The organism is Allobosea sp. OAE752, assembly GCF_050433265.1.
GTDB classification, from domain to species: domain Bacteria; phylum Pseudomonadota; class Alphaproteobacteria; order Rhizobiales; family Beijerinckiaceae; genus Allobosea; species Allobosea spartocytisi.
Genome location: NZ_JBNPXO010000004.1, coordinates 21,236 through 45,406, shown reverse-complemented (window position 1 = coordinate 45,406; position 24,171 = coordinate 21,236). Strand labels below are relative to the sequence as shown.

Here is a 24,171-nt window from a genome sequence, read left to right as displayed (position 1 = left end):
CGGCGCTTTCCCGGCCGAGTGTGGCCTTTGCGTCCTTGCGCACGCCAAAAGCACGGCTCATTCAAAAGGCCGTTTGGCTTGACATGAACCCGATGAAAGCACGCAAGCGCATCGTCCTCGGCCTCGCAGCGCTGCTTCAGGCAGCCGCCGGCACCGCCGCATGGGCGCAGCCACTGCAACTGCCGGGCGCCCAGCCCTTCAACGCTCCGGGAACCCACCAGGCCGCCCCGCCGGCGGCGGGCGCGCCTGCGGCGCCGCGCCAGCAGAGCCTGCCGGCCCTCAAGATCGCGGGCGAGGAGGCGATCCTCGGCAAGACCCTGCATCTGAACGGCCACCATGGTACCGCCGTCTTCGAGAAGCTCGGCAGCGGCTACGGGCTGAAGCTCAATCTCGACGGCTATCAGGCCGCCAATCTGGTCGAGCCCTGCGCCGTTTCTTTCGGCGATGCGCCCCTTCCCGTCACCCCCCTCGGCAAGCCGGCGGGCCTGCCACGCTACAGGCTGGAGGCGCCGATTTGCCCGATCGTCTTCGACGTGCTCGACGGCGCCCTGCTGGTGACGGAGCCAGCCGCGCCCTGCATCGTCGAAGCCGCGCAATGCCGGATCGATCCGCGCGGGCTCTGGGGGCCGGATCAGGGTGTCGTCGCGAGCCAGGCCAAGGCGATCGAACGTGCGCGCGGCGCGGCCGAGCGCGCACTGCGCGACGGCTACCGGACGCTGACGGCGAAGGCGAACGCGGTCGACCAGCGGACGCTTGCCCGCGAGCAGGCCGGCTTCTCGGGCGAGCGCGAGATGATCTGCCGCGATTTCCAGCGCGAGGGCCAATACGGCTTCTGCGCCGCGCGGGTCACGGAGGGGCGCGCGGCCGAGCTGCGGGCGAGGCTCGGGCTCGGCACCGAGCCGAAGCAGGCGGCCAAGCCGAAACCGCGCCCGGCAGCGCCGAAACCCGCGCCGCTCCCGCTTACGCCCACGCAGTAGCGATTTCCCGGTCCGCGACAGCCGGCGGGTTATTCCGGCCGCCCGAAGGCCGCAACGCGAGCCGCGTCGCGACCTCCGGAGGCTCTGTTCACTCCGCCGCGGGGAGGTAGATGCTGCCGCCCTTGTCGAGGAACTCCTTCGACTTGGCCGCCATGCCTTCATCCGCGAGCGCTTCGAGCGCCTTGCGCTCGTTCTCGCCCATCGCCAGAACCTCGGCGCGCAGATCCTGCGTGATCTTCATCGAGCAGAATTTCGGCCCGCACATCGAGCAGAAATGCGCGACCTTGTGGGCGTCCTTCGGCAAGGTCTCGTCGTGGAACTCGCGCGCCGTGTCGGGGTCGAGCGCCAGGTTGAACTGGTCCTCCCAGCGGAAGTCGAAACGGGCGCGGGAGACCGCGTCGTCCCGGATCTTCGCGGCCGGATGGCCCTTGGCGAGGTCGGCGGCATGGGCCGCGATGCGATAGGTGATGACGCCGGTCTTGACGTCGTCGCGGTTCGGCAGGCCCAGATGCTCCTTCGGCGTGACGTAGCAGAGCATGGCGCAGCCATACCAACCGATCATCGCAGCCCCGATGCCCGAGGTGATGTGGTCGTAGCCCGGCGCGATGTCGGTGGTCAGCGGTCCGAGCGTATAGAAGGGCGCCTCGCCGCATTCGCGCAGCTGCTTGTCCATGTTCTCCTTGATCTTGTGCATCGGCACATGGCCGGGGCCCTCGATCATCACCTGGCAGCCCTTCTTCCAGGCGACCTGGGTCAGCTCGCCCAGCGTCTCCAGCTCGGCGAACTGGGCGCGGTCATTGGCGTCGGCGATCGAGCCCGGACGCAGGCCATCGCCCAGCGAGAAGGAGACGTCGTATTTGCGCATGATGTCGCAAATCTCGTCGAAGCGCTCGTAGAGGAAGCTCTCCTTGTGATGCGCCAGGCACCAGCGCGCCATGATCGAGCCGCCGCGCGAGACGATGCCGGTAACTCGCGATGCCGTGAGCGGAACATAGGGAAGTCTGACGCCGGCATGGATGGTGAAGTAGTCGACGCCCTGCTCGGCCTGCTCGATGAGGGTGTCCTTGAACACCTCCCAGTCGAGCTTGATCGGATCGCCGCCGACCTTCTCCAGCGCCTGATAGATCGGCACCGTGCCGATCGGCACCGGTGAATTGCGCAGGATCCAGGAGCGGATGTTGTGGATGTTGCGGCCGGTGGAGAGGTCCATCACCGTATCGGCGCCCCAGCGGATCGCCCAGACCAGCTTCTCGACCTCCTCGGCCGCGCCGGAGGTGACGGCCGAGTTGCCGATATTGGCGTTGATCTTGACCAGGAAATTGCGGCCGATCGCCATCGGCTCGAGCTCGGGGTGGTTGATGTTGGCCGGGATGATGGCGCGGCCGCGGGCGATCTCCTCGCGGACGAATTCGGGCGTGACGAATTCCGGCACGCTGGCGCCGAAGCTCTCGCCATCGGCATGACGCTCGCGCGCGCCTTCGAGCATCGCGGCGCGGCCGAGATTCTCGCGATGGGCGACATAGATCATCTCGGGCGTGATGATGCCGGCCTTGGCGAATTCGTACTGCGTCGCCATCTGGCCGGGCTTCGCCTCGAGGATCGGGCGCTCAGCCGGGCAGGCCGGAACCAGCTGCGCTTCGCTGATATGGCCGTTATCGGCGGCGGTGACCGCGCGCCCGGCGACCCGCTCGAAGCCGCGGGCGTCGAGCCAGGCACGACGCGGCTGGGGCAGGCCCGCATCGAGGTCGATCTTCGCGTCGGTCTCGGTAAAGGGGCCGGACGGGTCGTAGATCCGCACCGGCGGTTCGGCGTCCGTGGTGAGCTGCACCTCACGGAACGGCACCCGGATCGAGCCATCCTCGGGTGTCGGCACATAGATCTTGCGCGAGCCGATGATTGGCCCCGTGGTCACGCTTTGCGGCGCGGTCTTGACGCTGTTCTTCTGCGGCTTGGTATGGGCGTTCATGCGGGATCTCCTCCTTGGTCCAAGGTTCAGGAGATCCGGGTTTGGAAGCGGTCCAGTCGCTGTCTGCGGATAAGGTACGGCCCGACCCGCGTTCCAGTCCCTCCGCCGGTATGACCCGGATCAGGTTCGACGGGTTCGGCCTCATCAGCCATCTCAGCCCTTGCGAGCACCCCTCGGAACGATTCCAAGGGTAGGGCTTCGACCGGGGAGACGCAACCGGCAAAGGAAAGCCGGCACGCAGGGGCCGGCATGCAAAAAACGTCAGGCCGTGCGATCGACCCGCAGGCCCTGGCCTGCGGGGAGGACGGCCTTCGCCTGCTCAGCGCCCTGCTCGAGCATGGCGACGACGCCGCGCTCGGCCTCGGCATTCTGCCGCAGCATCTCGGTGCCGAGGGCCTGCTGCGTCGAGGCTGACTGCATCGAGACGAGGCTTTGGGCGATGGCGGCAACGTCACTCATGCGGCGATGCTTAGGCCGCAAGCGTTGAACAATCCTGAACGCCTCTCAGGGCGCGATGATCGAAGGCACGCCGCGCGGCATCGGCAGATCGCGATTGGCCTCCTGCGCCGCGCGTCCGTCCTGCGCCACGCGCCCGTATTGATGGAACAGCCCTCGCTCCTCGGACCGCAAGCGGGAAACCTCCCCCGGTTGCGGGGCGATCGGCACGCCGGGCGCCCGCTGCTTGACCGCAGGGCCGGGCGACGAGGTGCTCTGGGCCTGCGCGGCCGGCGCCAGAAGCGATCCGGCCAGAAGCAGGCATGCCAGCATCAAGGAGAGCTTCTTCATGGCTTCATCTCCCTTCGGACTACTCCTCCGGAACATAGAACTGGCGAAACGAAGCGGCGGTTCCTTGCTTCCGACGAAGAGCGGGGCTGCACAAAGTGCAGCCCCGCTCTGTGCGATAGCGGCGTTTCGACGCCGCGCCGGTCAGCGACTCTGGCCCGTCAGCAGCGGCGTGATGCGCCTAAGCGTGACGCGCCGGTTCTCGCGCGAGGCAGCTTGCGTCTGCACCTTCAGATACTGCTCGCCATAGCCCTGGGTCGTCAGGTTCTCGGGCGGGATCTGGAAGTCGCGCGTCAGGATCTCGGCGACGGACTGGGCCCGGCGGTCGGAGAGCGAGAGGTTGTCGATGTCGGAACCCACGGCATCGGTATGGCCCTCGACGAGGAAGACCTCGTTCGGCGAGCCCTGCAGCACACGCCGCACCGAATCCGCGATCACCGCGAGGCGCTGCGCCTGGTCGGCCGTGACCTGCCAGGAGCCCGTCTCGAAGTTGATCGTGTCGATATCGACGCTGCGCATGCGGGCACGCAGGTCGGGCGAGTAGCGGACCTCGTCCAGCGTGTAGCGACGCGGGATCGCGGCGATCGGCGGGGCCATGATCGTTTCGTAGATCAGGCTCTCATCGGCCTGGTCCGCATTGACGATATAGCGCTCGCGCGGGATCGGCAGCGGCGGCGGGGGCAGCACCACGACATCGTCCGCAAAGCGCCCCGGACGGTCCCGCAGCGTGTTGTCGATGATGATCACCTCGCGATCGTCGCGGCCGATGCGGCTGCGGCGGATCAGCCGGCCCTCCTCGTCGGTGACGGTGACGATGCGCGTTCCGTCGGGCCGCTCGAAGACGGTGCGCGTCTCGCCGTCGCGGCGCTCGGCGCGGCCCTGCCAGCCGAGATCCCGGAAGCGCTGGTCCTCGTCGCGGCGGATGATGGCGCGGCCGTCATCGTCGCGGATGATGGTGCGGCCGGGTTCACGGATGATGGTGAGGTCACCTTCGCGCTGCTCCTGCCGTTCCCTGCGGATGTCGTCGAAGCGCTCGGCGCCCTGGGTCGCCATGATGCCACCGATGACGCCGGCGCCCAGGCCGATCGCCCCGGCGACGCCGGGCGAAATGCCGCCGCGACGCCCCTCACGCTGGGGCGGCTGACCGGGAAGTTGGCCGGGAAGACCTGCCGGCGGCTGACCCTGCACGGCGCCGGGCGCAGGCGGGGCGACACCGGGACGGCCGGGCACGGCGGCACCGGGCGCAGCTCCGGGCGGCACGGCCGGGTTCGGCTGGCCCTGAACCGGGGCCGCAGCAGGAGGAACCGCACCCGGTTGAGCCGGGGTCGAGGGCTGGCCGGGAACGGCGGGCGGATTCGGCGGCACGGGCCGCTGATCGGGCCGGGCGCCGGGCTGGGTTGCGCCGGGCGTAGCGGCGTTCGGCTGTGTCGGCGCTCCCAGAGGCGGCAGGGGACGCTGCGTCGGCTGCGCGCCGGGTTGCGGCGCAGGCGCAATCGCGCCGGGGGCAGCCGGACGCTGATCCGGCCTGAGGCCGGGCTGGGGCGCGCCCGGCGTCGCCGCGTTGGGCTGGGCCGGAGCCGTCGGCGCGGGCGGAGGCACGGGCCGCTGCACGGGTGCTCCCGGCGGCGGCAGGGGGCGCTGTGACGGCTGCGCGCCGGGTTGCGGCGCAGGCGCAATCGCACCGGGCGCAGCCGGGCGCTGATCTGGCCTGAGGCCGGGCTGGGGCGCACCGGGCGAAGCCGCGTTGGGCTGGGCCGGAGCCGTCGGTGCCGCGGGAGGCACGGGTCGCTGGGTCGGCTGAGCGCCGGGCTGCGGCGCAGGCGGAACGGCCGGACGCTGCACCGGGGGCACGCCGGGCTGTGCTGCCGGCGGCGGCACGGGCGCAGGCCGCGACGGCGCAGGCGCGGCAGGCGGCGCGAGGCGTTCCTGAGGAGCCGGCGCGGCGCTCGGCGGCGCCGGGCGCTCGGGCCGGGGCTGCAGGGCCGGCGGCGCAGGCCGTGGCTGGCTCTGCGGCGGAGGCGGCGGGGCGGTCCGCTCGGCCGGTGCCGGCGCGGAAGGCATGGGCGGGCGGGGCGCTGCGGGCGCGCGCTCGCCAGGAGGTTGTCCCGGCTGTCCCGGGCGGCCGGGCTGGCCGGGTTGACCGCCGGCTCCGGCACGCCCCGGCTGGCCGCCGGCTCCTGGATGCCCCGGCTGACCGGGCTGGCCTCCTCCGGGACCGGGCTGGCGCTCACGCTGGCCGCGGCCACGATCGTCGTCGCCTCCCGGCGCCTGGGCGAGCTGGACGCCCAACGGCGCGAAGGCCTGCCCCGCCTGGGAGAGGATAAGGGCCGGCAGGACCGTTCCGACCAGCAGCAAGCGTTTCGTGCGCATCGCGATTCCCGTCATTCGTTCAACCTGCGCGGTATCAGGGCCCTTGCGGCCTGAACCGGCGATGAAGCGAAAACGGCGGGAATCGGGCAGCGGTTCCACCGCCCGAGCGGGTCAGATGCCGGCCTCGTCCTTCACATAGGCCGCGATCTCGGCATGGGTCGCGAACCAGCAATCGCCCTTGGCCTTGGCGAGGCGAACCAGCTCCTCGAGGATCCAGAAGCGCGAGCGGTAGGTGATGACATGCGGGTGCATGGTCAGCAGGAAGAGCCCGCCCTCGGCATAGGCGCCCTCGAATTCGCGCCGGAAGATGTCGAAGACCGCTTCCGGCGGCGTATAGGGCCGGAGCGCCTGGAAGCGGTTCATGCTGAGATAGGGCGCGTCGTCGCGAATCCACTCGACCGGCAGTTCGACGATGCCGGTGGGCTCGCCCTTCTCGACGATCTCATAGGGATCGTCATCGGCAAAGAGCGAGGAATCGTAGAGCAGGCCGAGCTCGCGCTCGATCGCGAGCGTCACGTCGGAGAAATCCCAGGACGGCGTGCGCATGCCGACCGGGCGGACACCGGTGACCTTCTCCAGCGTATCGGCCGAGCGCAGGTGCAATTCGCGCTCGTTCTCAGGTGGCACCGCCGTATTGACCTCGTGGATCCAGCCATGAAGGCCGATCTCGTGGCCGGCACCGATGATGCGGCGCTGCTCTTCCGGATAGAGCAGGGCCGTGACGGCGGGCACGAAGAAGCTTGCGGGGATATCCTGCCGCTTCAGCAGGTCGAGGATGCGGGGCACGCCGACGCGGTTTCCGTACTGGCCCCAGGAGAGGCGCCCGACCGACTTGCCGCCGTCGCGCAGTTCGTTGGTCTCGTGATCGACATCGAAGGAGAGGGCCACGGCGCAACGGGCGCCGTTCTTCCATCTGGCCGGCTTGAGATTGCGGCCGGCGCGAACCTGCTCGACCTTGCCGCGCCAGACCTCTTCCGGCCATTGCCAGGGCAGGAGTTCATCGGACTGGCTTGTCATGGTCGCTCTCCTCAGGTCGTCACAGCGCCCGGTAGCACCGGCACGGCGGCGAGCAGGCGCTTGGTGTAGTCGTGCTGCGGATGATCGTAGACCTGGCCGGCCGGGCCGCTCTCGACGATCTTGCCGCGATACATGATCGCGACGCGGTCGCAGAGATGGCGGACGACCGAGAGGTCATGCGAGATGAAGATCAGCGTGAGATCGAGCTCCTGCCGCAGGCGGATCAGCAGGTTGATGATCTGCGCCTGAATGGAGACGTCGAGCGAGGCGACCGGCTCGTCGCAGACCACGACATCGGGCTGCATGGCGAGCGCGCGGGCAATGGCGACGCGCTGGCGCTGGCCGCCGGAGAACTGGTGTGGGTAGCGGTCCGCGAAATCCGGATCGAGCCCGACCGCCGCCAGCCATTGCCGGACGTAAGTCTTCGCCTCGCCGCTTTTGATGAGCCCGTGCGCCAGCGGACCTTCGGCGATGCTGTCACCCACCCTCATGCGGGGGTTAAGCGAGGCAAAGGGGTCCTGGAAGATCGTCTGGACGCGGGTCGTGACCTTGTGCGGATGGTCGCCCGCGCTCATCACCGGCGCATCGTCGATGCGCACGAAACCACTGTCCGGCGCATAGATGCCGGCCGCGACGCGTCCGAGCGTCGATTTGCCCGAGCCGGATTCACCGACGAGACCGAGCGCCTCGCCGCGCTTGAGCACCAGCGTGACGTCGTCGACGGCCTGCACAGCGGCCGGTGCCTTCGACAGGCCGGCCTTCTGCGCGAGCTTCCGGAACAGGCCGGGCGTCTGGGCAAAGCGCTTGGCGACATGCTCGATGCGGACGTAATGCACGGCGTCGCCGGTTTGCGGTGCGGTCTCCTTCGCGACACGTGGTGGCGGAGCAGCCTCCGCGCCGGCGCCGCCAGCCAGCAGTGTTCCGGGCTCGGAGCGGGAGGGCAGCGCATCGAGCAAGCCCCGCGTATAAGGATGCTGCGGATGGGTCAGGACATCGAGCGTCGGCCCGGCCTCGACGATCTTGCCGTAGCGCATGACGCAGACATGGTCGGCGAGCGAGGCGACGACGGCGAGGTCGTGGCTGATCCAGATCAGCGCCGTGCCGAGCTCGGCGACGAGCTCCTTCATCTCGACGAGAATCTCGGCCTGGACGGAGACATCGAGCGCGGTCGTCGGCTCGTCGCAGATGATCAGTTTCGGCCGGTGCAGCAGCGCGATGGCGATGGCGACGCGCTGGCGCATGCCGCCCGAGAACTGGTGCGGGTAGAAATCGACCTTGGCCTCGGGATCGGGAATGCGGACCTGCGCCAGCGCCGCGACGGAGCGGCGGCGGGCCTGGGCACCGGAGACCGTTTCATGCGCTTCCAGGGCGAGCCGGATCTGCGTGCCGATGGTCAGCATCGGGTTCAGCGTCATCATCGGGTCCTGGAAGACCATCGAGATCTGCTTGCCGCGGATTTTTCGCAGTTCCGCCGAAGGCAAGCCGACGAGTTCGCGCTCCTCCAGCTTCACCGACGAGCCGGTTTCAACGCGGCCGGGCGCGTCGATCAGCCCGATGATCGAGAAGCCGGTGATGCTCTTGCCCGAGCCGGACTCGCCGACGAGCCCCATCACCTCGCCGCGCTTCAGCGCAAAGGAGACGCCGTCGACCGCCTTCACCACGCCGTTGCGGGTGTGGAAATGGGTGGCGAGGTCGGTGACCTGAAGGAGAGGCGCGTCGCTCATCGCTTCAGCCTCGGATTGACCTGGTCGCGGATGCGGTCGCCGACGAGGTTGATGGCGACGATCAGCACGATGAGCGCGATGCCGGGATAGATCGAGATCCAGTAGCGGCCGGACAGCATGTACTGGAAGCCGTTCGAGATCAGCATGCCAAGCGAGGGCTCCGTCACCGGCAGGCCGACGCCGAGGAAGGAGAGCGTCGCCTCCAGCGCGATGGCATTGGCCACTTGCACGGTCGCGACGACGATCAAGGGCGGCAGGCAGTTCGGAAAGATATGGCGCAGGACGACGCGCCAGCCGGGCAACGGCGTCGAGAGCACGGCCTCGACATAGTCCTTGCCGCGCTCGGCCGAGGCCGCGCCATGGGCGGTGCGGGCGAAATAGGCGTATTGCGCGCAGGCCAGCGCCGCGATGAGCTGGAGCTTGCCCTGGCCCAGCAGCGCCGAAAGCACGAGCGCCAGCAGGATCGCCGGGAAGGCGAGCTGCAGGTCGATGACGCGCATGATGAAGGCTTCCCAGCGCCCGCCGATATAGGCCGCGCCGATGCCGAGCGCGACGCCGAGCGTGAAGGCGAGCGCGCCCGCCACCAGGCCCATCTCCAGCGAGATCCGCAGGCCGTAGAGGATGGCCGAGAGGAGATCGCGCCCCTGCGCATCCGTGCCGAGCCAATGGGTATAGCCGCCCTCGCCGACGAAACCCGGCGGACGGCGCGCATCGGAAAGCGAGAGATTGGCGAGGTCGTAAGGGTCCTGCGGCGCGACGAGCGGTGCCAGCAAGGCGATGCCGATCATCAGCACGACCACGGCGAGCGCCACGACCGCGACCTTGCTCTCGCGGAACTCGGCCCAGAAGCGGGCTGCTGGAGAAGCGTCGGTCATCGCGCGCCCCCCTTCCTGAGTCGCGGATCGAGCCCGACATAGGCGAGGTCGACGAGGAAGTTGATGGTGATGAAGACGAAGGCGACGAGCATGAGATAGGCGACCATCACCGGCCGGTCGAGCGACTGGATCGAATCGATGATCAGCTTGCCGATGCCCGGCCAGGAGAAGATCGTCTCGGTGACAACGGCGAAAGCCAGAGTCGAGCCGAATTCGAGGCCGAAGACGGTGACCAGCGGGATCGCGATCAGCCGCAGCACATGGCGGCGCAGCACGGTCCACTCGGACAAGCCGGCTGCTCGGGCGAATTTCACGGTGTCGGAGAGCATGGTCTCGCGCGTTCCGGCCCGGGCGAGGCGCGTCATCAGGGCGAGCTTGAAGAGGGCGAGGTTCAGCGCCGGCAGCAGGAGGTGGCTCAAGCCGTTCAAGGTGAGGAAGCTCCACTCGACGCCGAAGACGGAAACGGTATCGCCGCGCCCGCCGGCCGGCAGCCATTGCAGTTCGACGGCGAAGGCCATGATCAGCACGAGGCCGATCCAGAAGGTCGGCACCGAGAAGCCGAGGATCGAGACCGTCATGATTAGCCGGGAGGCGAAGCTGTCTGGTCTGTAGCCCGCATAGATGCCGGCGGGGATGCCGATCAGCGCCGCGCCGCAGACCGCAGCCAGCGTCAGTTCCAGCGTCGCCGGCAGGCGCGACAGGATGAGATCCATCACCGGCATGCCGAAGACGAAGGAGCGGCCGAAATCGCCGTGCAGCACGCGGCCGAGGAAGGTGAGGTACTGCTCCCAAAGCGGCCGGTCGAGCCCGTAATGCGCGATGGTCTGGAGCCGGAGCTCCTGGCTGACATCGGGGCCGATCAGGACATCGATGGGATTGCCGATCGCGTAGACGCCGACGAAGACCAGCACCGACATGACGAGCATGACGACGAGGGCCTGAGCCAGGCGGGAGGCGATGTGGCCTAGCATGCGTGAAGCCTTCGGCGCGACGTCACGGCCAGTTCTCCACCATCGCTGCACGGGTCTCCTCGACGCCGACCTGCCAGAGCTCCAGCATTTCCTCATCCGGCCGCTGGTAAAGGCCGTGGAAATTGCCGTCTCCGAGGATCTCGCGCCGCTTCGCCGGGCTGGCGGCCTGATATTCGGCGGCGTTGAAGGGCGGCTTCAGCGTATCGGGCATGGCCACGCCCGCAAGCCGCGTCCAGGGGAAGTTCTCCATCCAGGAGGCGTGCGAGGCGGCCGGATCGACCGCCTTGACCGCCGCCTGGAATTGCGGCGCCGCCCACCAATTATGCAGGCGGATGCTGGCATCCGGGTGCTTGTCCAGCCATTCGGTCGCGAAGTTGAGAGCCGGCGAATTGCCGCCATGGCCGTTGACCAGCACGATCCGGCGGAAGCCCGAGCGGTAGAAGCCGTCGAAGATGTCACCGAGCAGAGCCGCATAGGTGCTCATGCGCAGCGAAATACTGCCGGGGAAATTCAGGAAGCCCGGCGTCAGCCCATAGGCGAGCACGGGAAAGACGGGAATGCCGAGCGGCTCGGCCGCCTCCTGTGCCACGCGCTCGGACAGGATCACATCGGTCGCGAGGCTGAGATAGGCGTGCTGCTCGACGCTGCCGAGGGGCAGGACGCAGCGATCGTCGCGGCGCGCCTGCGCCTCGATCTGCATCCAGTTCATCTCGGCAACCAGCACGGTGCGTTCCTTGCTTGGGTCATTGGAGCGACGGACAAACTACTAATGCGATAGACTAAATGGATTGCGATGGCGCGATCCCGACACTACCCTTGACTCCGTCCCAAGATATGGTCAAGTTCCATCTGGAACTAATTTGACCGAAGAGACAGCCGTCATGAGCCGCTCTCCGAGCCCCCTTTCGCCTGTCGATCCCGCACGCGAAGCGGCGCTGGGCGCGCTCGATCCCTTGATCGTGACCAAGCTCTGGGAAAACCCCTGCTGGCTGTCCTTCAGGCTGAACTTCGTCGCCTTCCGCTTCAACGACCCGGTCTATCGCTGGATCGAGACGCGCTACGGCCTGGTCCGGCCGGATTTCGTCGCGCTCTATGCGGTCGGCCTCAAGGAGGGCGTGGCGGCGAAGAACATCGTCGCCTCGGCCGGCCTGCCGAAGAACACGCTCTCGCGCGCGATCCAGAAGCTGCTGCAGCGACGCCTCCTGAAGCGCGAAAGCGACCCGGCCGATCTGCGCAGCTACGTGCTGCATCTGACCCCGGCCGGCCGCAAGATCTTCGACGAGACCATGCCGCTGATGGTGGAGCAGCAGCAGGCCATGCTCGCCTGCCTCAGCTCCGAAGAGCAGCGCCAGCTCCGCACGCTGATGGACAAGCTCGTCATCGCCTCGCCCGACTGGCCGCAAGAACTCTAGACGACATCAACGCCAACAACAGGGGATCCATGATGAATCTGGCACGCAGCTTTCGTCTCGCCGCCTTCGCCGCCCTGCTCGGCGCCACCGTCTCGACCGGCGCGCTGGCCCAGACGCTGACGATCGGCGTCCGCGCCGGCCCGGAATCGATCGACCCGCACTTCACCGCGACCGGCACCCATGCCGAAGCGCTGAAGCAGGTCTTCGACACGCTGATCTGGTCGGGCGACAAGCTGCAACTCGAACCGCGGCTCGCCACGAGCTGGAAGGCGATCGAGCCCAATGTCTGGGAGTTCAAGCTGCGCCCCGGCGTGAAATTCCATGACGGCTCGGACTTCACGGCGGAGGACGTGAAGTTCTCGATCGAGCGCATTCCGGTCGTCGCCGGCCCGAACCCGACGACGATCTATGTCCGCCGCGTCAAGGATGTGAAGATCGTCGATCCGCTGACGGTGCAGGTCGTCACCGACGGGCCCGCGCCGAACCTGCCGAACGACTTCATCCGCCTCTTCATCGTCTCGCACAAGGCGGCCGCCGGCCTGACCAAGGACAATGCCAACGAGGCGTTCAACTCCGGCAAGGCCGCGATCGGCACCGGCCCCTATAAATTCGTGTCCTGGACGCCGAAGGACCAGCTCGTGCTCGAGCGCTTCGACGGCTATTGGGGCCCGAAGGAGCCCTGGGCCAAGGTCGTGCGCAAGGAACTGCCGAACGACGCCGCCCGCGTCGCGCAGCTCAAGGCGGGCCAGGTCGACATCATCGTGCGCGCGCCGGCTTCCGACGTGCCGACGCTCAAGCGCGACCCGAAGCTCACCGTCACCACCATCGAAAGCGTCTATCTCTTCAACATGGAGCTCGACATGCGGGACAAGTCCCCGCAGGTCAGCGCCAAGGACGGCTCGCCCCTGCCGAAGAACCCGATGCAGGACGTCCGGGTGCGCGAGGCGATCGACCTCGCCATCGACCGGCCGGCGCTCGCCGAGATCGCCATGGAAGGGCTGGGCGCCCCGGCCAACCAGCTGGTGACGCCGACCATCGCCGGCTTCAACAAGGAGCTGCCGGCGCTGAAGCCCGACCTCGCCAAAGCGAAGAAGCTGATGGAGGAGGCCGGCTACCCCAACGGCTTCAAGGTCACCTTCTCCTTCACCAATGACCGCCTGCCCGGCGACCGGCAGGTCGGCACCTCGCTCGCCCAGATGCTGGCGCGCATCGGCATCGAGGTGAACGCCAACGCCCAGCCCGGCGCCGTCTTCTTCCCGGCCCGCCTGCGCGGGGATTTCTCGATGGCGATGTCCGGCTGGGGCACGCTGACGGGCGAGGCCAACTACACGCTGTCCTCGCTGGTGCATTCGAACGACCCGGCCAAGAAGCTCGGCGCCTTCAACGTCCAGAACTACGCCAACCCGCAGGTCGACAAGCTGATCGAGGACGCGGCCATCGAGATGGACGAGGCCAAGCGCAACAAGATGCTCTCGGATGTCGCCGCGATCGTCGCCAAGGACCGGCCGCGCCTGCCGATCACGGCCGTCGGCTCGGCCTGGGCGATGCAGAAGGACAAGGTCACCATCGCGCCGCGCGTCGACGAGGACACGCTGGCGATGGACATCAAGCCTGTTAAGAAGTGACCCTTCGCCTCCGCCTCCCGGCCGGCCCCGTGCAGGCCGGGACGGACCAGATCACTTCGACGGAACCTCTTTCATGACACTTGCTCTCGCCATCCACGGCGGCTGCGGCACCTTGCCGAAGGCCGAGATGACCGAAGCCGAATGGGCGCAGGCCCGCTCCGACCTCGCCGGCGCGTTGCGCGCCGGCTGGACCATCCTCGCCAAGGGTGGGCCGGCGGTGGACGCCGTCGAGGCCGCCGTGCGCGTCATGGAGGATTCGCCGCATTTCAATGCCGGCCACGGCGCCGCCTTCAACGCCGATGGCGAGCATGAACTTGACGCCTCGATCATGGATGGGGCGACGCTCGCTGCCGGCGCGATCTGCGCCGCCAAGCACATCCGCAATCCGATCGTCGCGGCCAAGGCGTTGATGCTGCGCGGCGATCCGCTGCTGCTGGCCGGTCCGGCCGCCGACGTCTTCGCCGAGCATGAGGGCGTCGACACCGTCCCCAACGAATATTTCTCGACCGAGCGGCGACGTAAGAACCTCGCCTCGATGAAGATCCGCGAAATCGTCGGCACGGCTTCCGAAGCCAGCGAGGCCGAGAAGCACGGCACGGTCGGCGCCGTCGCCTGCGACGCGCAGGGCCATCTCGCCGCCGCGACCTCGACCGGCGGCTACACCAACAAGCCCACCGGCCGCGTCGGCGATTCGCCGATCATCGGCGCCGGCACCTACGCCCGTGACGGGCGCTGCGCCGTCTCCGGCACCGGCAAAGGTGAGTACTTCATCCGCTATTGCGTCGGTCACGAGATCGCATCCCTGATCGCCTATAAGGGCCTCACGCTGAATCAGGCGACGCAGGAGGTTCTGGGCGAGCTTTCCGACCACAAGATCGGCGCCGGGCTGGTGGCTGTCGGCGCCGACGGCACGATCGTCGCGCCCTACAACACCGAAGGCATGTATCGCGGCTGGGTGACGCCGGACGGGCTTTTGCACGTCGCCACCCATGGCGATGTCGAGATGGTCGGGCAGGCCTGATGAGCCGGCGCGGATGAGCGAACCGATCCTGATCTGGGGCGCCGGCGCGATCGGCGGGACGCTCGGCGCCTATTGGGCGCGGGCCGGCGTGCCTGTGCTCCTCGTCGATGTCGTACCCGGCCATGTCGAGGCCTGCCGGACACGGGGGCTCTCGACCACCGGACCGGTTGCCGAATTCCGGCAGGTCGTGCCGGCCGTGACGCCGCAGGAGCTGGACGGCCGCTATCGCCGCATCGTGCTCGCCGTGAAGGCAGGCGCGACGGAAGCGGCGCTCGCCGCGCTGAAGCCGCATCTGGCCGAGGACGGTTTCGTGCTCTCCGCCCAGAACGGGCTCAACGAGCTCGCCATCGCCAGAGCGGTCGGCGAGCGGCGCACGCTCGGCTGCTTCGTCAATTTCGGGGCCGACTGGCTGGGCGACGGCGAGATTCTCTATGGCAATCGCGGTGCCGTGGTCGTCGGCGAGATCGACGGCTCGATCAGCGAACGGGCGGCCGAGATGCATCGCCTGCTCAGCCTGTTCGAGCCGGATTCGATCCTGACCGACAACATCTGGGGCTATCTCTGGGGCAAGCTCGCCTATGGCGCGATGCTGTTCGCCACGGCCCTGACCGATGATTCGATGTCGGCGAACTTCGCCGATCCGCAGCGCCTGCCGGTCTGGCTCGCGCTCGGCCGCGAGGTCGGCGCGGTGGCGAGCAAGCGCGGAATCACCTCGCTCGGCTTCGGCGAATTCGACCCGATGGTGTTCGCGCCGGGCGCGCCCGAGGGGCCGCAGGTCGCGACGATCGCATGGCTCGCCGACTACACCTCGCGGACGGCCAAGACCCATTCCGGCATCTGGCGCGACCTTGCGGTGCGCAAGCGCAGGACCGAGGTCGATCCGCAGATCGGCATCATCGCCACGCTCGGACGCGAGGCCGGCGTCGCGACGCCGGCGCTGGAGACCCTGATCTCGCTCATCCACGACATCGAGGAAGGCCGCCGCCCGATGGCCTTCGAGACGCTGAAGGTGCTGATCGACCGATGCAGATCCGTTTCGACGGCCGCGTAGCCCTCGTCACCGGTGCCGCTCAGGGCATCGGGCGCGCCATTGCCACGGCGCTGGCAGAGGTCGGCGCGCGTGTCCATCTCGCCGACATCGATGCGGATGGCGTCAAAGAGACCGCCCAGAGCCTCGGCGCTACCGCCCATGCCGTCGATCTCGGCTCGCCCGAGGCGGCGCAGGCTCTGGTCCTTAGCATCGCCTCCGCGGATGACGGGCTCGATCTCCTGGTCCATGCCGCCGGCGGCGTGCGCGGGCAGGTCGGCCGGCCGATCGAGGACATCTCGGAAGAGGATTGGCGCGCCATCTTCGCCGCCAATGTCGATGCCGCCTTCTTCCTGGCGCAAGCCGCGGCTCCGGTGATGCGACGGGCCGGCTATGGCCGCATCGTCACGATCTCGTCGGGCGCGGGCCTGCGTCCGAGCCTCACCGGCATCCAGGCCTATGCCAGCGCCAAGCACGCTCTGGTCGGGCTGACCAGGCAGCTCGCCTGGGAGTTCGGCCCGCATGGCATCACGGTAAATTCGGTGGCGCCCGGCTTCGTCCGCTCCAATCCCGCGACCGAGCGGCAATGGCAGAGCTATGGGCCGGAGGGCCAGAAGCGGCTGGTCGAGAGCATCCACACCCGCCGGCTCGGCACGCCGCAGGACATCGCCAACGCGACGCTGTTCTTCCTGAGCGAGCAGGCCGGCTGGATCAGCGGGCAGGTGCTCTCGGTCGACGGCGGGCGCTCGTAGAGGCGGCTCGGAAACCCGCCGTCATCCCGGACAAGCGGCCAAGCCGCGCAGATCCGGGATCCATCACAGAGCGCAGAGCCTTACGATGGATCCCGGGTCAAGCCCGGGATGACGGCGTGTTTCCTCGGGAAACCGGCAGCGTCAACCGCAATTCGCCTGATCCGCCGGCATCTCCGCCCCGACCATCCAGCTCGTGCCGAACCGGTCGGTCAGCATGCCGAAGCGCGGCGACCAGAAGGTCTCGGCCATCGGCATGGTGACCTTGGCGCCACCTTCGGAGAGCCCTGCGAAGATGCGTTCCGCCTCCTCCGGCGTCTTGACCCCGACGCTGACAGAGACCGAGCGCATCGGGCCGTCGCTGCGATCCGGCGGCGCGTCCGAGGCCATCAGCATCTGGCCGTCGATCTCCAGGCAGGCGTGCAGGATCTTGTCGCGCCATTCCGGCGAAACATGCTCCTCGGCCGGCGTACCCTTGTGATCCATCATGGCGAGCATCTTGCCGCCGAGCACCTTCTCGTAGTGGGTGAAGGCCTCGCGGCAATTGCCGCCGAACATCAGATAGGTCGAGAGTTTCATCGTCGTCTCCTCCTTTGATTATCGCGTATCGGCGGCGTTCAGGCCCTGCGGCGGCAGGCGTCAGGCGGGCCGCTCGGCGGCCGCCTTCATCGCTGCCAGACCGGATTCGAAATCGCCGCCGACCATGCGGTCCATATCCATGAAGACATGCATGATCTTGCCGATGAAGGGCGTCGGGCCGGTCATGGTCCAGGTGACATTCGTCGCGGAGCCCTGCGGGGCGAGAGCGAAGACGACGTCGTTATGCGCCTCGAATGGCTTGAGAAAATCGAGCTTGAGCGCGATCCTGGCGGGCGGGTTGGCCTCGAGGATGCGCATGCCTCCCTCGCCGACATTCTTGTCGCCGGCCCAGGCATAGGTCGCGCCGACCCCGCTTTCCGGCCCGCCATAGCTGCGCGTCATGGCGGGATCCTTCTTCTCCCAGGGCGACCAGGCGCCCCAGGCCTTGAAATCGGCGATGAGCGGATAGATCCGCTCCGGCGGCGCATTGATCGTGGCCGTGCGCGTGACCTGGAAGGTGTCGGGCTTGCGGGCGGCAAGGATCAGCACCACCGCAACGGCGATCACGACGAGGCCGAGCAGGCTGAGGAGAGCTGTCTTAAGCATGACGAGAAGCCTTTTGATCCAATTGAAGAGATCTGGACGTCAAACGCCCGGTTCACCCGGCGGTTTCGCCTTGATCGCGCGCAGGACCTCGTCCAGCCGCCCCAGGCTCTGGTCCCAGAAACGGCTGTAATGCTCCAGCCATTCCGAGACGTCCTGCAACGGGCCGGGATCGAGCCGGCAGGGTCGCCACTGCGCCTCCCGCCCTCGCGTGATCAGCCCGGCCCGCTCCAGCACCTTCAGATGCTTGGAGACGGCCGGCAGGCTCATCGCGAAGGGCTCGGCCAGCTCCTTCACCGAGCTCTCGCCCTCCGACAGCCGGGCCAGGATGGCGCGGCGGGTCGGGTCGGCGAGGGCGGCGAAGGTCAGGCTGAGCGGGTCCGTCGACATCTATGAAACCGATCAGTTAATTAACTGATCGGTTTAGTAATGCCGAATTCCACCCGCGTCAAGCCGTCCTTTCCCCCAATCTGGCGGGGCGGACTGCCGGTTGTTGTCAGGACCGAGGGCGCATGGTTAGAACCGACGGGAGAGAAGGATGCCGCCGCCCATGAGCTTCGAGACCGCCGCGACGCCCGAAGCCGCCATCGACCGCCTCGAACGGCTCTATGAGGAGGCGCGCGGCGCGCTGCGCGGCGATCTCCAGCGCTTCTTCGAGACCGGAGAGCCGCCGACCCCGGAGCAGCGGGAGCGCTATCGCTACCCCATGCTGCGGGTGAGCTACGAGCCCTCCAAGCTGCCGGCGGCGACGCGGCGCGGCTACGCCAAATTCGCCGCGCCGGGCATCTACTCGACGACGGTGACCCAGCCGGCCGAGTTCAGGAGCTATCTGCTCGACCAGCTCAAGCCGCTCGTCGCCGAATACGGCGCGATGATCGAGACCGGCATCAGCCAGCAGGAAATCCCCTATCCCTATGCGCTCGAAGGTGGCGACGAGCTGGGGCGCGGCAAGATCACCGCCGCCGAGCTCGCGCGCTATTTCCCGACCCCGCTGCTCGCGCTGGTCGGGGACGAGATCGCCGACGGCACCTTCGACATCGTCGAGGGCGAGCCGCGGCCGCTTTCGCTCTTCGACGCGGTGCGTGTCGACTATTCGCTGCGCCGGCTGGTGCATTACACCGGCACCGACTGGCGGGCGGTGCAGCCCTGGGTGCTGCTGACCAACTACCATCGCTATGTCGACCAGTTCGTCCGGCTGGGCCTGGCCGAGATCGAGGCCGGCACGGCCGAGGCGCTGGTCGCGCCCGGCGGCATTCGCATCGACCGCGACGGCGTCGACGTCTCGGCGGCCGAGCGGGTGATGTCGGCGCCCTGGCACCGCTTCCAGATGCCGGCCTATCACCTGATCCGGAAGGATGGCGACGGCGTCACCCTGGTCAATATCGGCGTCGGCCCGTCCAATGCGAAGAACATCACCGACCATCTGGCGGTGCTCAGGCCGAATTGCTGGCTGATGGTCGGCCATTGCGGCGGCCTGCGCCAGACGCAGATCATCGGCGACTATGTCCTCGCCCATGCCTATCTCCGGCAGGACGGCATCCTGGACGAGCTGGTGCCGCCGGACATCCCGATCCCGGCCCTGGCCGAGGTGCAGGTCGCGCTGCAGCAGGCCGCGGCCGACATCACCGGCGAGAAGGGCGATACGCTGAAGCAGCGGCTGCGCACCGGCACCGTCGTGACGCAGGACGACCGCAACTGGGAGCTGCGCTGGACCAAGGAGCGCCGCCGCATCAACCTGTCGCGCGCCATCGCCGTCGACATGGAATCGGGCACCATCGCAGCGCAGGGCTATCGCTTGCGGGTGCCCTACGGCACGCTGCTCTGCGTCTCCGACAAGCCGCTGCACGGCGAGATCAAGCTGCCCGGCGCCGCCAACGCCTTCTACGAACGGGCGGTGGGCGAGCATCTGCGCATCGGGCTCGACGCGCTGAAGAAGCTCAAGGAGACCGGCTCGGCGATCCATTCGCGCAAGCTCAGGAGCTTTGACGAGCCGCCGTTTCGGTAACTCAGAGAGGCGCGTCATGCTCGGGCTTGACCCGAGCATCTCAGGACGGAAAGGCGCCTCTTCCTGCGAGAGATTCTCGGGTCGAAGCTGTACTTCGCCCGAGAATGACGGCTGAGGCTTGACCTAGCCGAACACGCCGTAGGCGACCAGCGCCGCGATCACCCAGAGCGCCGCCGTGCCCCAGCGATTGCGCTGCGCCTCGGCCCGGCCGATCGCGGCGACGCTGCGCTCGTCGAGCGCAAAACCGTGGCGCGAGGCGTCTTCCAGCTGCCCGAGGACGCGCTCGGCCCGAACGACCGTGTCGGGCAGCGCCGCCAGCGAGCCGAGCAGGGAGCGGGCGCCGCGCCCGGCCTCCTCCAGCTTGCCGATCGGCCCGAGATTATGGGTGATCCAGCTGCGCACGACGGGGTCGGCCGTGCCCCACATATCGAGATGCGGATCGAGCGAGCGCGCCACGCCCTCGACCACCACCATGGTCTTCTGCAGCATGACGAGCTCGGTGCGCGTCGCCATGTCGAACATGCCGGTGATCTCGAAGAGCAGGGTCAGGACCTTGGCCATCGAGATCTGGTCGGCGCGCTTGTCGTGGATCGGCTCGCCGACGGCGCGGATCGCCTGGGCGAAATCCGCGACATCGTGATGGGCGGGGACATAGCCCGCCTCGAAATGCACCTGTGCGACGCGCGTGTAGTCGCGGGTGATGAAGCCGAGCAGGATTTCCGCGAGGAAGCGCCGCTCCTTCAGGCCGAGCCGACCCATGATGCCGCCATCGACCGCGACGAGGCGCCCCTCCGCATCGACGAACAGGTTTCCGGGATGCATGTCGGCATGGAAGAAACCGTCGCGGATCGCATGCTTCAGGAAGGACTGGATGATCTTGCGGGCCAGCTCCGGCAGGTCGTGGCCGGCGGCGCGCAGGCCCTCGACATCGGAGAGGCGAACGCCGTCGATCCATTCGTCGACCAGCATCTCGCGCGCGGTGAGCTGCCAATCCGGCTCCGGCACGCGGAAATCGGTGTCTTCCTTGGTATTCTCGGCGAATTCGGAGAGGGCGGCGGCCTCGAGCCTGAGGTCCATCTCCATCGCGACCGAGCGCGCCAGGGTCTCGACCACGCCGGTGAAGCGCAGACGGCGCGCCTCGGCCGAACGCATCTCGGCCATCTCGGCGCCGAAGCGCATCGCGGCGAGGTCGCGGTTGAAGCGGTCGCGGATGCCCGGCCGCAGGATTTTCACCGCAACCTCGCGGCCATCCTTCAGCCGGGCGCGGTGGACCTGAGCGATCGAGGCGGCCGCGACCGGCTCGCTGAACTCGGGAAACAGCGTCTCCAGCGGCACGCCATGCGCAGCCTCGACGATGGCGCGCGCCTCTGCCATCGAAAAGGCCGGCATCCGGTCCTGCAAAGCGGATAGGTCCTCGGCGATCTTCATGCCGACGACATCGGGACGCGTCGCCAGGAACTGGCCGAACTTGACGTAGGAGGGCCCCAGCCGCGTCAACGCCGCCGCAAGCCGCGTCGCGGAAGAGCCGGCGCCGCGCCGCTCGATCAGCCGCCCGACGCGGATCAGGCCTCGTGCCAGCGGCGGCAGCACGGAGGGGTCGACGAGCGCCAGCGCACCCTCGCGCGCCAGCACGAAGCCGACGCGCACGCCGCGCAGCATGTGGAAGAAGGAGGAGATCATGCCGCCGCAGCCAGCATCACAGCTTCCAGCCGGAATGCAGCGCCACGACGCCGCCGGTCATCGGCGTGAATTTCGCGCGGCGGAAGCCGGCATCCTCGATCATGTTGGCGAAGGCCTGCGGCTTCGGGAATTTGCGGATCGATTCGACGAGGTACTGGTAGGGCTCGGCCTCGCCGGTAACCATCCGGCCCATCGGCGGGATCACCCTGAAGGAATAGGTCTCGTAGATCTTGTCGAGCAGGGGCACGTCGACATGGCTGAATTCGAGGCAGAGAAAGCGCCCGCCGCGCTTCAGCACGCGATAGGCCTCGGCCAAGGCCTTGTCGATGCGCGGCACGTTCCGGATGCCGAAGGCGATCGTGTAGCAATCAAAATGGTTGTCGGGCAGGCCGAGTTCCTCGGCATTGCCCTGGACGAAGCGGATGCGATCATTATCCGGGAAGCGCTTCTCGCCCCGCTCGCGCCCGACGCGCAGCATGTCCGCGTTGATGTCGAGCACGGTAACATCAGTCAGCGGGCCGCCGGCCTCCAGCACCGAGAAGGCGACGTCGCCCGTGCCGCCGGCCACGTCGAGATGATGGAAGGCACGATCCTTCGGTGGGTTGATCGCGGTCAGCAGCGCGCTCTTCCAGGCCCGGTGCAGCCCGCCCGACATCATGTCGTTCATCAGGTCGTAACGGTCTGCGACCTTGTGGAAGACGTCGTCGACCTTGGCCTGCTTCTCGGCGAGCTTCACCGTCTCGAAGCCGAAATGGGTGGTGTCGGAAGCTGCTGTCACGGTCGGGCCGGCCTTGTGCAAATCTGTCTTGTATTCGCCTGAGCCGATCAATAGCCAAAGGCGGCGGGCTTGTCGCGGGCCCTCTCGACGCAGGCTTTATTTGAGGTCGCTGATATGCCGGAGCTCCCCGAGGTCGAAACCGTCCGGCGCGGGCTGGAGCCGGCCATGCTGGGCGAGCGCTTCGCGCGGGTCGAGCTGCGCCGGCCGAACCTGCGCTTTCCCCTGCCGGAGCGCTTCACTGAGCGCCTGACAGGCCGGCGGATCGAGGCCCTGTCGCGGCGGGCGAAATACCTGATCGCCGATCTCGACGACGGCGCGGCGCTCGTGATGCATCTGGGTATGAGCGGGCGCTTCATCGTCGAGGCGCCCGGAACGCCGCCGACCGAACCCGGCAGCTACTACAACGATATCGGCCGGCATCTGATCCACGACCATGTCGTGTTCGAGATGGGGACGGGCGCGCGCGTCACCTATAATGACGTGCGCCGCTTCGGCTTCATGGATCTCGTTCCCCGCGCCGAACTGGCGACATCGAAGCATTTCGCGGGCATGGGCATCGAGCCGCTCGGCAACGAACTCTCCGGCGAGACGCTGGCGAAGCTGTTCGCCGGCAAGTTCGCGCCGCTGAAGGCCGCATTGCTCGACCAGCGGCTCGTGGCGGGCTTGGGCAATATCTATGTCTGCGAGGCGCTGTTCCGGGCCGGGCTCCATCCAGAGGCGGAAGCCGGAACGATCGCGACGCCGACGGGGCGGCCGCGCGAGAAGGCGCATGAGCTCGCCCGCATCATCCGCGAGGTGCTGGAGGAAGCGGTCGCGGCCGGCGGCTCGACGCTGCGCGACTTCGCCCATGCCGACGGCTCGCTCGGCTATTTCCAGCATCGCTTCAAGGTCTATGACCGCGAGGGCGAGACCTGCGTCACGCCCGGCTGCGGCAAGCTGGTGAAGCGATTGGTGCAGTCGGGCCGCTCGACCTTTTATTGCGAGAGCTGCCAGCCGAGGCGGTAGAGACACGCGTCATTCTCGGGCTTGACTCGAGAATCTCCGGCCGGAAGTGACACTGGAGCCTCCTCTTGCACGAGATGCTCAGGTCAAGCCCGAGCATGACGCGCTGGGGGAGACAGCGAATGCGCGGATGTGCGCAACGCGCATGGACCGCTCTCGCGCCGCTCGCTAAAGCTGGCGGAGCAGGACCATCCGGGAGGCCGCCATGGCTTATGAGACCATTCTCGTCGAGACGAAGGGCAAGGTCGGGCTGATCACGCTCAACCGCCCGCAGGCGCTGAACGCGCTGAACGGCCAGCTCATCGGCGAGATCAACGCGGCGCTCGACGGCTTCGGTGGGGATGACGGCATCGGCTGCGTCGTCCTCACCGGCTCGGAAAAGGCCTTCGCCGCCGGCGCCGACATCAAGGAGATGCAGAGCCGCACCTTCCCAGGCACCTATCTCGACGACAAATTCGCGGATTGGGACCGGATCGGCCAGCGCCGCAAGCCGATCATCGCCGCGGTCGCCGGCTTCGCGCTGGGCGGCGGCTGCGAGCTCGCCATGATGTGCGACTTCATCATCGCGGCGGATAACGCGAAGTTCGGCCAGCCCGAGATCAATCTTGGCGTCATCCCCGGCGCCGGCGGCACGCAGCGCCTGACCAAGGCGGTCGGCAAGGCCAAGGCGATGGACCTGATCCTCACCGGCCGGATGATGAATGCCGAGGAAGCCGAGCGCTCCGGACTCGTCGCGCGCGTCGTGCCGCTCGCCGACCTGCTGACCGAGACGCTGAAGGCGGCCGAGGCGATCGCCACGAAGTCACTGCCCTCCGTGCTGATGGCGAAGGAGGCGGTCGAGCGCGCTTTCGAGGTAACTCTTCAGGAGGGATTGCGCTTCGAGCGCCGCGTCTTCTCCTCGCTCTTCGCCACCGCCGACCAGAAGGAAGGCATGTCCGCCTTCGCCGAGAAGCGGAAGCCGGATTTCAGGAACGCCTGAGCAACCGGCCATCGCCTGCCGCATGGCG

Annotated in this window: 24 protein-coding genes and 1 riboswitch; of the genes, 10 read left to right on the top strand and 14 right to left on the bottom strand. The window is 68.0% G+C overall.

What is annotated here, in order from left to right; genetic code table 11:
- Window positions 1-92 precede the first annotated feature (92 nt).
- Window positions 93-977 carry a hypothetical protein gene (locus GGC47_RS11885; protein ID WP_142022435.1) on the top strand — a complete coding sequence of 295 codons (885 nt, stop codon included), beginning with the start codon at window positions 93-95 and terminating at the stop codon, window positions 975-977.
- Window positions 978-1,065: 88 nt separating this feature from the next.
- On the opposite strand, the gene thiC is transcribed toward GGC47_RS11885, so the two are convergent.
- The 4 genes from thiC to GGC47_RS11865 form a co-directional block, all read right to left on the bottom strand.
- Window positions 1,066-2,943, bottom strand: coding sequence for a phosphomethylpyrimidine synthase ThiC (thiC, locus tag GGC47_RS11880; RefSeq protein ID WP_142022436.1), 1,878 nt, complete (start codon window positions 2,941-2,943; stop codon window positions 1,066-1,068).
- Between the two features lie 79 nt (window positions 2,944-3,022).
- A riboswitch (TPP riboswitch) is annotated at window positions 3,023-3,127 on the bottom strand.
- Between the two features lie 77 nt (window positions 3,128-3,204).
- Window positions 3,205-3,402, bottom strand: a complete 198-nt coding sequence (locus GGC47_RS11875) for a hypothetical protein (RefSeq protein ID WP_429068147.1) — start codon at window positions 3,400-3,402, stop codon at window positions 3,205-3,207.
- 45 nt (window positions 3,403-3,447) lie between these two features.
- Window positions 3,448-3,729, bottom strand: a complete 282-nt coding sequence (locus tag GGC47_RS11870; RefSeq protein ID WP_370954993.1) for a hypothetical protein — start codon at window positions 3,727-3,729, stop codon at window positions 3,448-3,450.
- A gap of 141 nt (window positions 3,730-3,870) precedes the next feature.
- Entirely contained in the window at window positions 3,871-5,091 is a 1,221-nt protein-coding gene (locus GGC47_RS11865; protein WP_429068145.1) for an OmpA family protein, read from the bottom strand.
- A gap of 735 nt (window positions 5,092-5,826) precedes the next feature.
- On the opposite strand from GGC47_RS11865, the gene GGC47_RS11860 reads away from it, so the two are divergent.
- Window positions 5,827-6,150 carry a hypothetical protein gene (locus GGC47_RS11860; protein ID WP_248312476.1) on the top strand — a complete coding sequence of 108 codons (324 nt, stop codon included), beginning with the start codon at window positions 5,827-5,829 and terminating at the stop codon, window positions 6,148-6,150.
- Window positions 6,151-6,207: 57 nt separating this feature from the next.
- Here GGC47_RS11860 and GGC47_RS11855 read toward each other — a convergent pair whose 3' ends face one another.
- The 5 genes from GGC47_RS11855 to GGC47_RS11835 are packed head-to-tail and all read right to left on the bottom strand — an operon-like array spanning window position 6,208 to window position 11,407.
- Entirely contained in the window at window positions 6,208-7,113 is a 906-nt protein-coding gene (locus GGC47_RS11855; protein ID WP_142022439.1) for a polysaccharide deacetylase family protein, read from the bottom strand.
- Between the two features lie 11 nt (window positions 7,114-7,124).
- On the bottom strand, window positions 7,125-8,837 hold the full coding sequence (locus GGC47_RS11850; protein ID WP_142022440.1) for a dipeptide ABC transporter ATP-binding protein: 1,713 nt from the start codon (window positions 8,835-8,837) through the stop codon (window positions 7,125-7,127).
- A complete protein-coding gene (locus GGC47_RS11845) occupies window positions 8,834-9,712 on the bottom strand; it encodes an ABC transporter permease (protein WP_038364968.1) in 879 nt (292 codons plus the stop codon). Before GGC47_RS11845 ends, GGC47_RS11850 begins: the two co-directional genes overlap by 4 nt.
- Window positions 9,709-10,683 (bottom strand): ABC transporter permease, encoded by a 975-nt coding sequence (locus GGC47_RS11840; RefSeq protein ID WP_038364969.1) that lies wholly within the window; start codon window positions 10,681-10,683, stop codon window positions 9,709-9,711. The genes GGC47_RS11845 and GGC47_RS11840 overlap by 4 nt, the downstream gene beginning before the upstream one ends.
- 22 nt (window positions 10,684-10,705) lie before the next feature.
- Window positions 10,706-11,407: a creatininase family protein gene (locus GGC47_RS11835; protein ID WP_142022441.1), complete on the bottom strand. Its 702-nt coding sequence runs from the start codon at window positions 11,405-11,407 to the stop codon at window positions 10,706-10,708.
- Between the two features lie 157 nt (window positions 11,408-11,564).
- On the opposite strand from GGC47_RS11835, the gene GGC47_RS11830 reads away from it, so the two are divergent.
- The 5 genes from GGC47_RS11830 to GGC47_RS11810 all read left to right on the top strand — a co-directional run bounded on the left by GGC47_RS11830 (window position 11,565) and on the right by GGC47_RS11810 (window position 16,520).
- Window positions 11,565-12,095 (top strand): MarR family winged helix-turn-helix transcriptional regulator, encoded by a 531-nt coding sequence (locus tag GGC47_RS11830; RefSeq protein ID WP_051988240.1) that lies wholly within the window; start codon window positions 11,565-11,567, stop codon window positions 12,093-12,095.
- Window positions 12,096-12,124: 29 nt separating this feature from the next.
- Window positions 12,125-13,720 (top strand): ABC transporter substrate-binding protein, encoded by a 1,596-nt coding sequence (locus GGC47_RS11825; RefSeq protein WP_370954995.1) that lies wholly within the window; start codon window positions 12,125-12,127, stop codon window positions 13,718-13,720.
- Between the two features lie 73 nt (window positions 13,721-13,793).
- Window positions 13,794-14,741 (top strand): isoaspartyl peptidase/L-asparaginase family protein, encoded by a 948-nt coding sequence (locus tag GGC47_RS11820; protein WP_142022442.1) that lies wholly within the window; start codon window positions 13,794-13,796, stop codon window positions 14,739-14,741.
- 13 nt (window positions 14,742-14,754) lie between these two features.
- Complete coding sequence (locus GGC47_RS11815) at window positions 14,755-15,792, top strand: ketopantoate reductase family protein (protein WP_142022443.1); 1,038 nt, start codon at window positions 14,755-14,757, stop codon at window positions 15,790-15,792.
- A complete protein-coding gene (locus tag GGC47_RS11810; RefSeq protein ID WP_142022444.1) occupies window positions 15,765-16,520 on the top strand; it encodes an SDR family NAD(P)-dependent oxidoreductase in 756 nt (251 codons plus the stop codon). Before GGC47_RS11815 ends, GGC47_RS11810 begins: the two co-directional genes overlap by 28 nt.
- Before the next feature lie 141 nt (window positions 16,521-16,661).
- Here GGC47_RS11810 and GGC47_RS11805 read toward each other — a convergent pair whose 3' ends face one another.
- From GGC47_RS11805 to GGC47_RS11795, 3 genes are read right to left on the bottom strand one after another with little or no spacing between them, the layout of a single operon-like run.
- A complete protein-coding gene (locus GGC47_RS11805) occupies window positions 16,662-17,096 on the bottom strand; it encodes a VOC family protein (protein ID WP_142022445.1) in 435 nt (144 codons plus the stop codon).
- A gap of 60 nt (window positions 17,097-17,156) precedes the next feature.
- Complete coding sequence (locus tag GGC47_RS11800) at window positions 17,157-17,702, bottom strand: SRPBCC family protein (protein WP_038364983.1); 546 nt, start codon at window positions 17,700-17,702, stop codon at window positions 17,157-17,159.
- A gap of 39 nt (window positions 17,703-17,741) precedes the next feature.
- Window positions 17,742-18,089: an ArsR/SmtB family transcription factor gene (locus tag GGC47_RS11795; RefSeq protein WP_112762428.1), complete on the bottom strand. Its 348-nt coding sequence runs from the start codon at window positions 18,087-18,089 to the stop codon at window positions 17,742-17,744.
- 160 nt (window positions 18,090-18,249) lie between these two features.
- Here GGC47_RS11795 and GGC47_RS11790 point away from each other — a divergent pair, with 160 nt between their 5' ends.
- On the top strand, window positions 18,250-19,704 hold the full coding sequence (locus GGC47_RS11790) for an AMP nucleosidase (protein WP_112762543.1): 1,455 nt from the start codon (window positions 18,250-18,252) through the stop codon (window positions 19,702-19,704).
- A 123-nt stretch (window positions 19,705-19,827) separates the two neighbouring features.
- On the opposite strand, the gene ubiB is transcribed toward GGC47_RS11790, so the two are convergent.
- Both ubiB and ubiE read right to left on the bottom strand, forming a co-directional pair.
- A complete protein-coding gene (gene ubiB, locus GGC47_RS11785; protein ID WP_133560290.1) occupies window positions 19,828-21,384 on the bottom strand; it encodes a 2-polyprenylphenol 6-hydroxylase in 1,557 nt (518 codons plus the stop codon).
- Between the two features lie 16 nt (window positions 21,385-21,400).
- A complete protein-coding gene (ubiE, locus tag GGC47_RS11780) occupies window positions 21,401-22,162 on the bottom strand; it encodes a bifunctional demethylmenaquinone methyltransferase/2-methoxy-6-polyprenyl-1,4-benzoquinol methylase UbiE (RefSeq protein ID WP_142022446.1) in 762 nt (253 codons plus the stop codon).
- 114 nt (window positions 22,163-22,276) lie between these two features.
- On the opposite strand from ubiE, the gene mutM reads away from it, so the two are divergent.
- Both mutM and GGC47_RS11770 read left to right on the top strand, forming a co-directional pair.
- Window positions 22,277-23,167, top strand: a complete 891-nt coding sequence (gene mutM, locus GGC47_RS11775) for a bifunctional DNA-formamidopyrimidine glycosylase/DNA-(apurinic or apyrimidinic site) lyase (RefSeq protein WP_133560286.1) — start codon at window positions 22,277-22,279, stop codon at window positions 23,165-23,167.
- A gap of 202 nt (window positions 23,168-23,369) precedes the next feature.
- The gene (locus GGC47_RS11770; RefSeq protein ID WP_113252803.1) at window positions 23,370-24,143 is read left to right on the top strand and encodes an enoyl-CoA hydratase; all 774 of its coding nucleotides are present in this window, start codon (window positions 23,370-23,372) and stop codon (window positions 24,141-24,143) included.
- Window positions 24,144-24,171 lie beyond the last annotated feature (28 nt).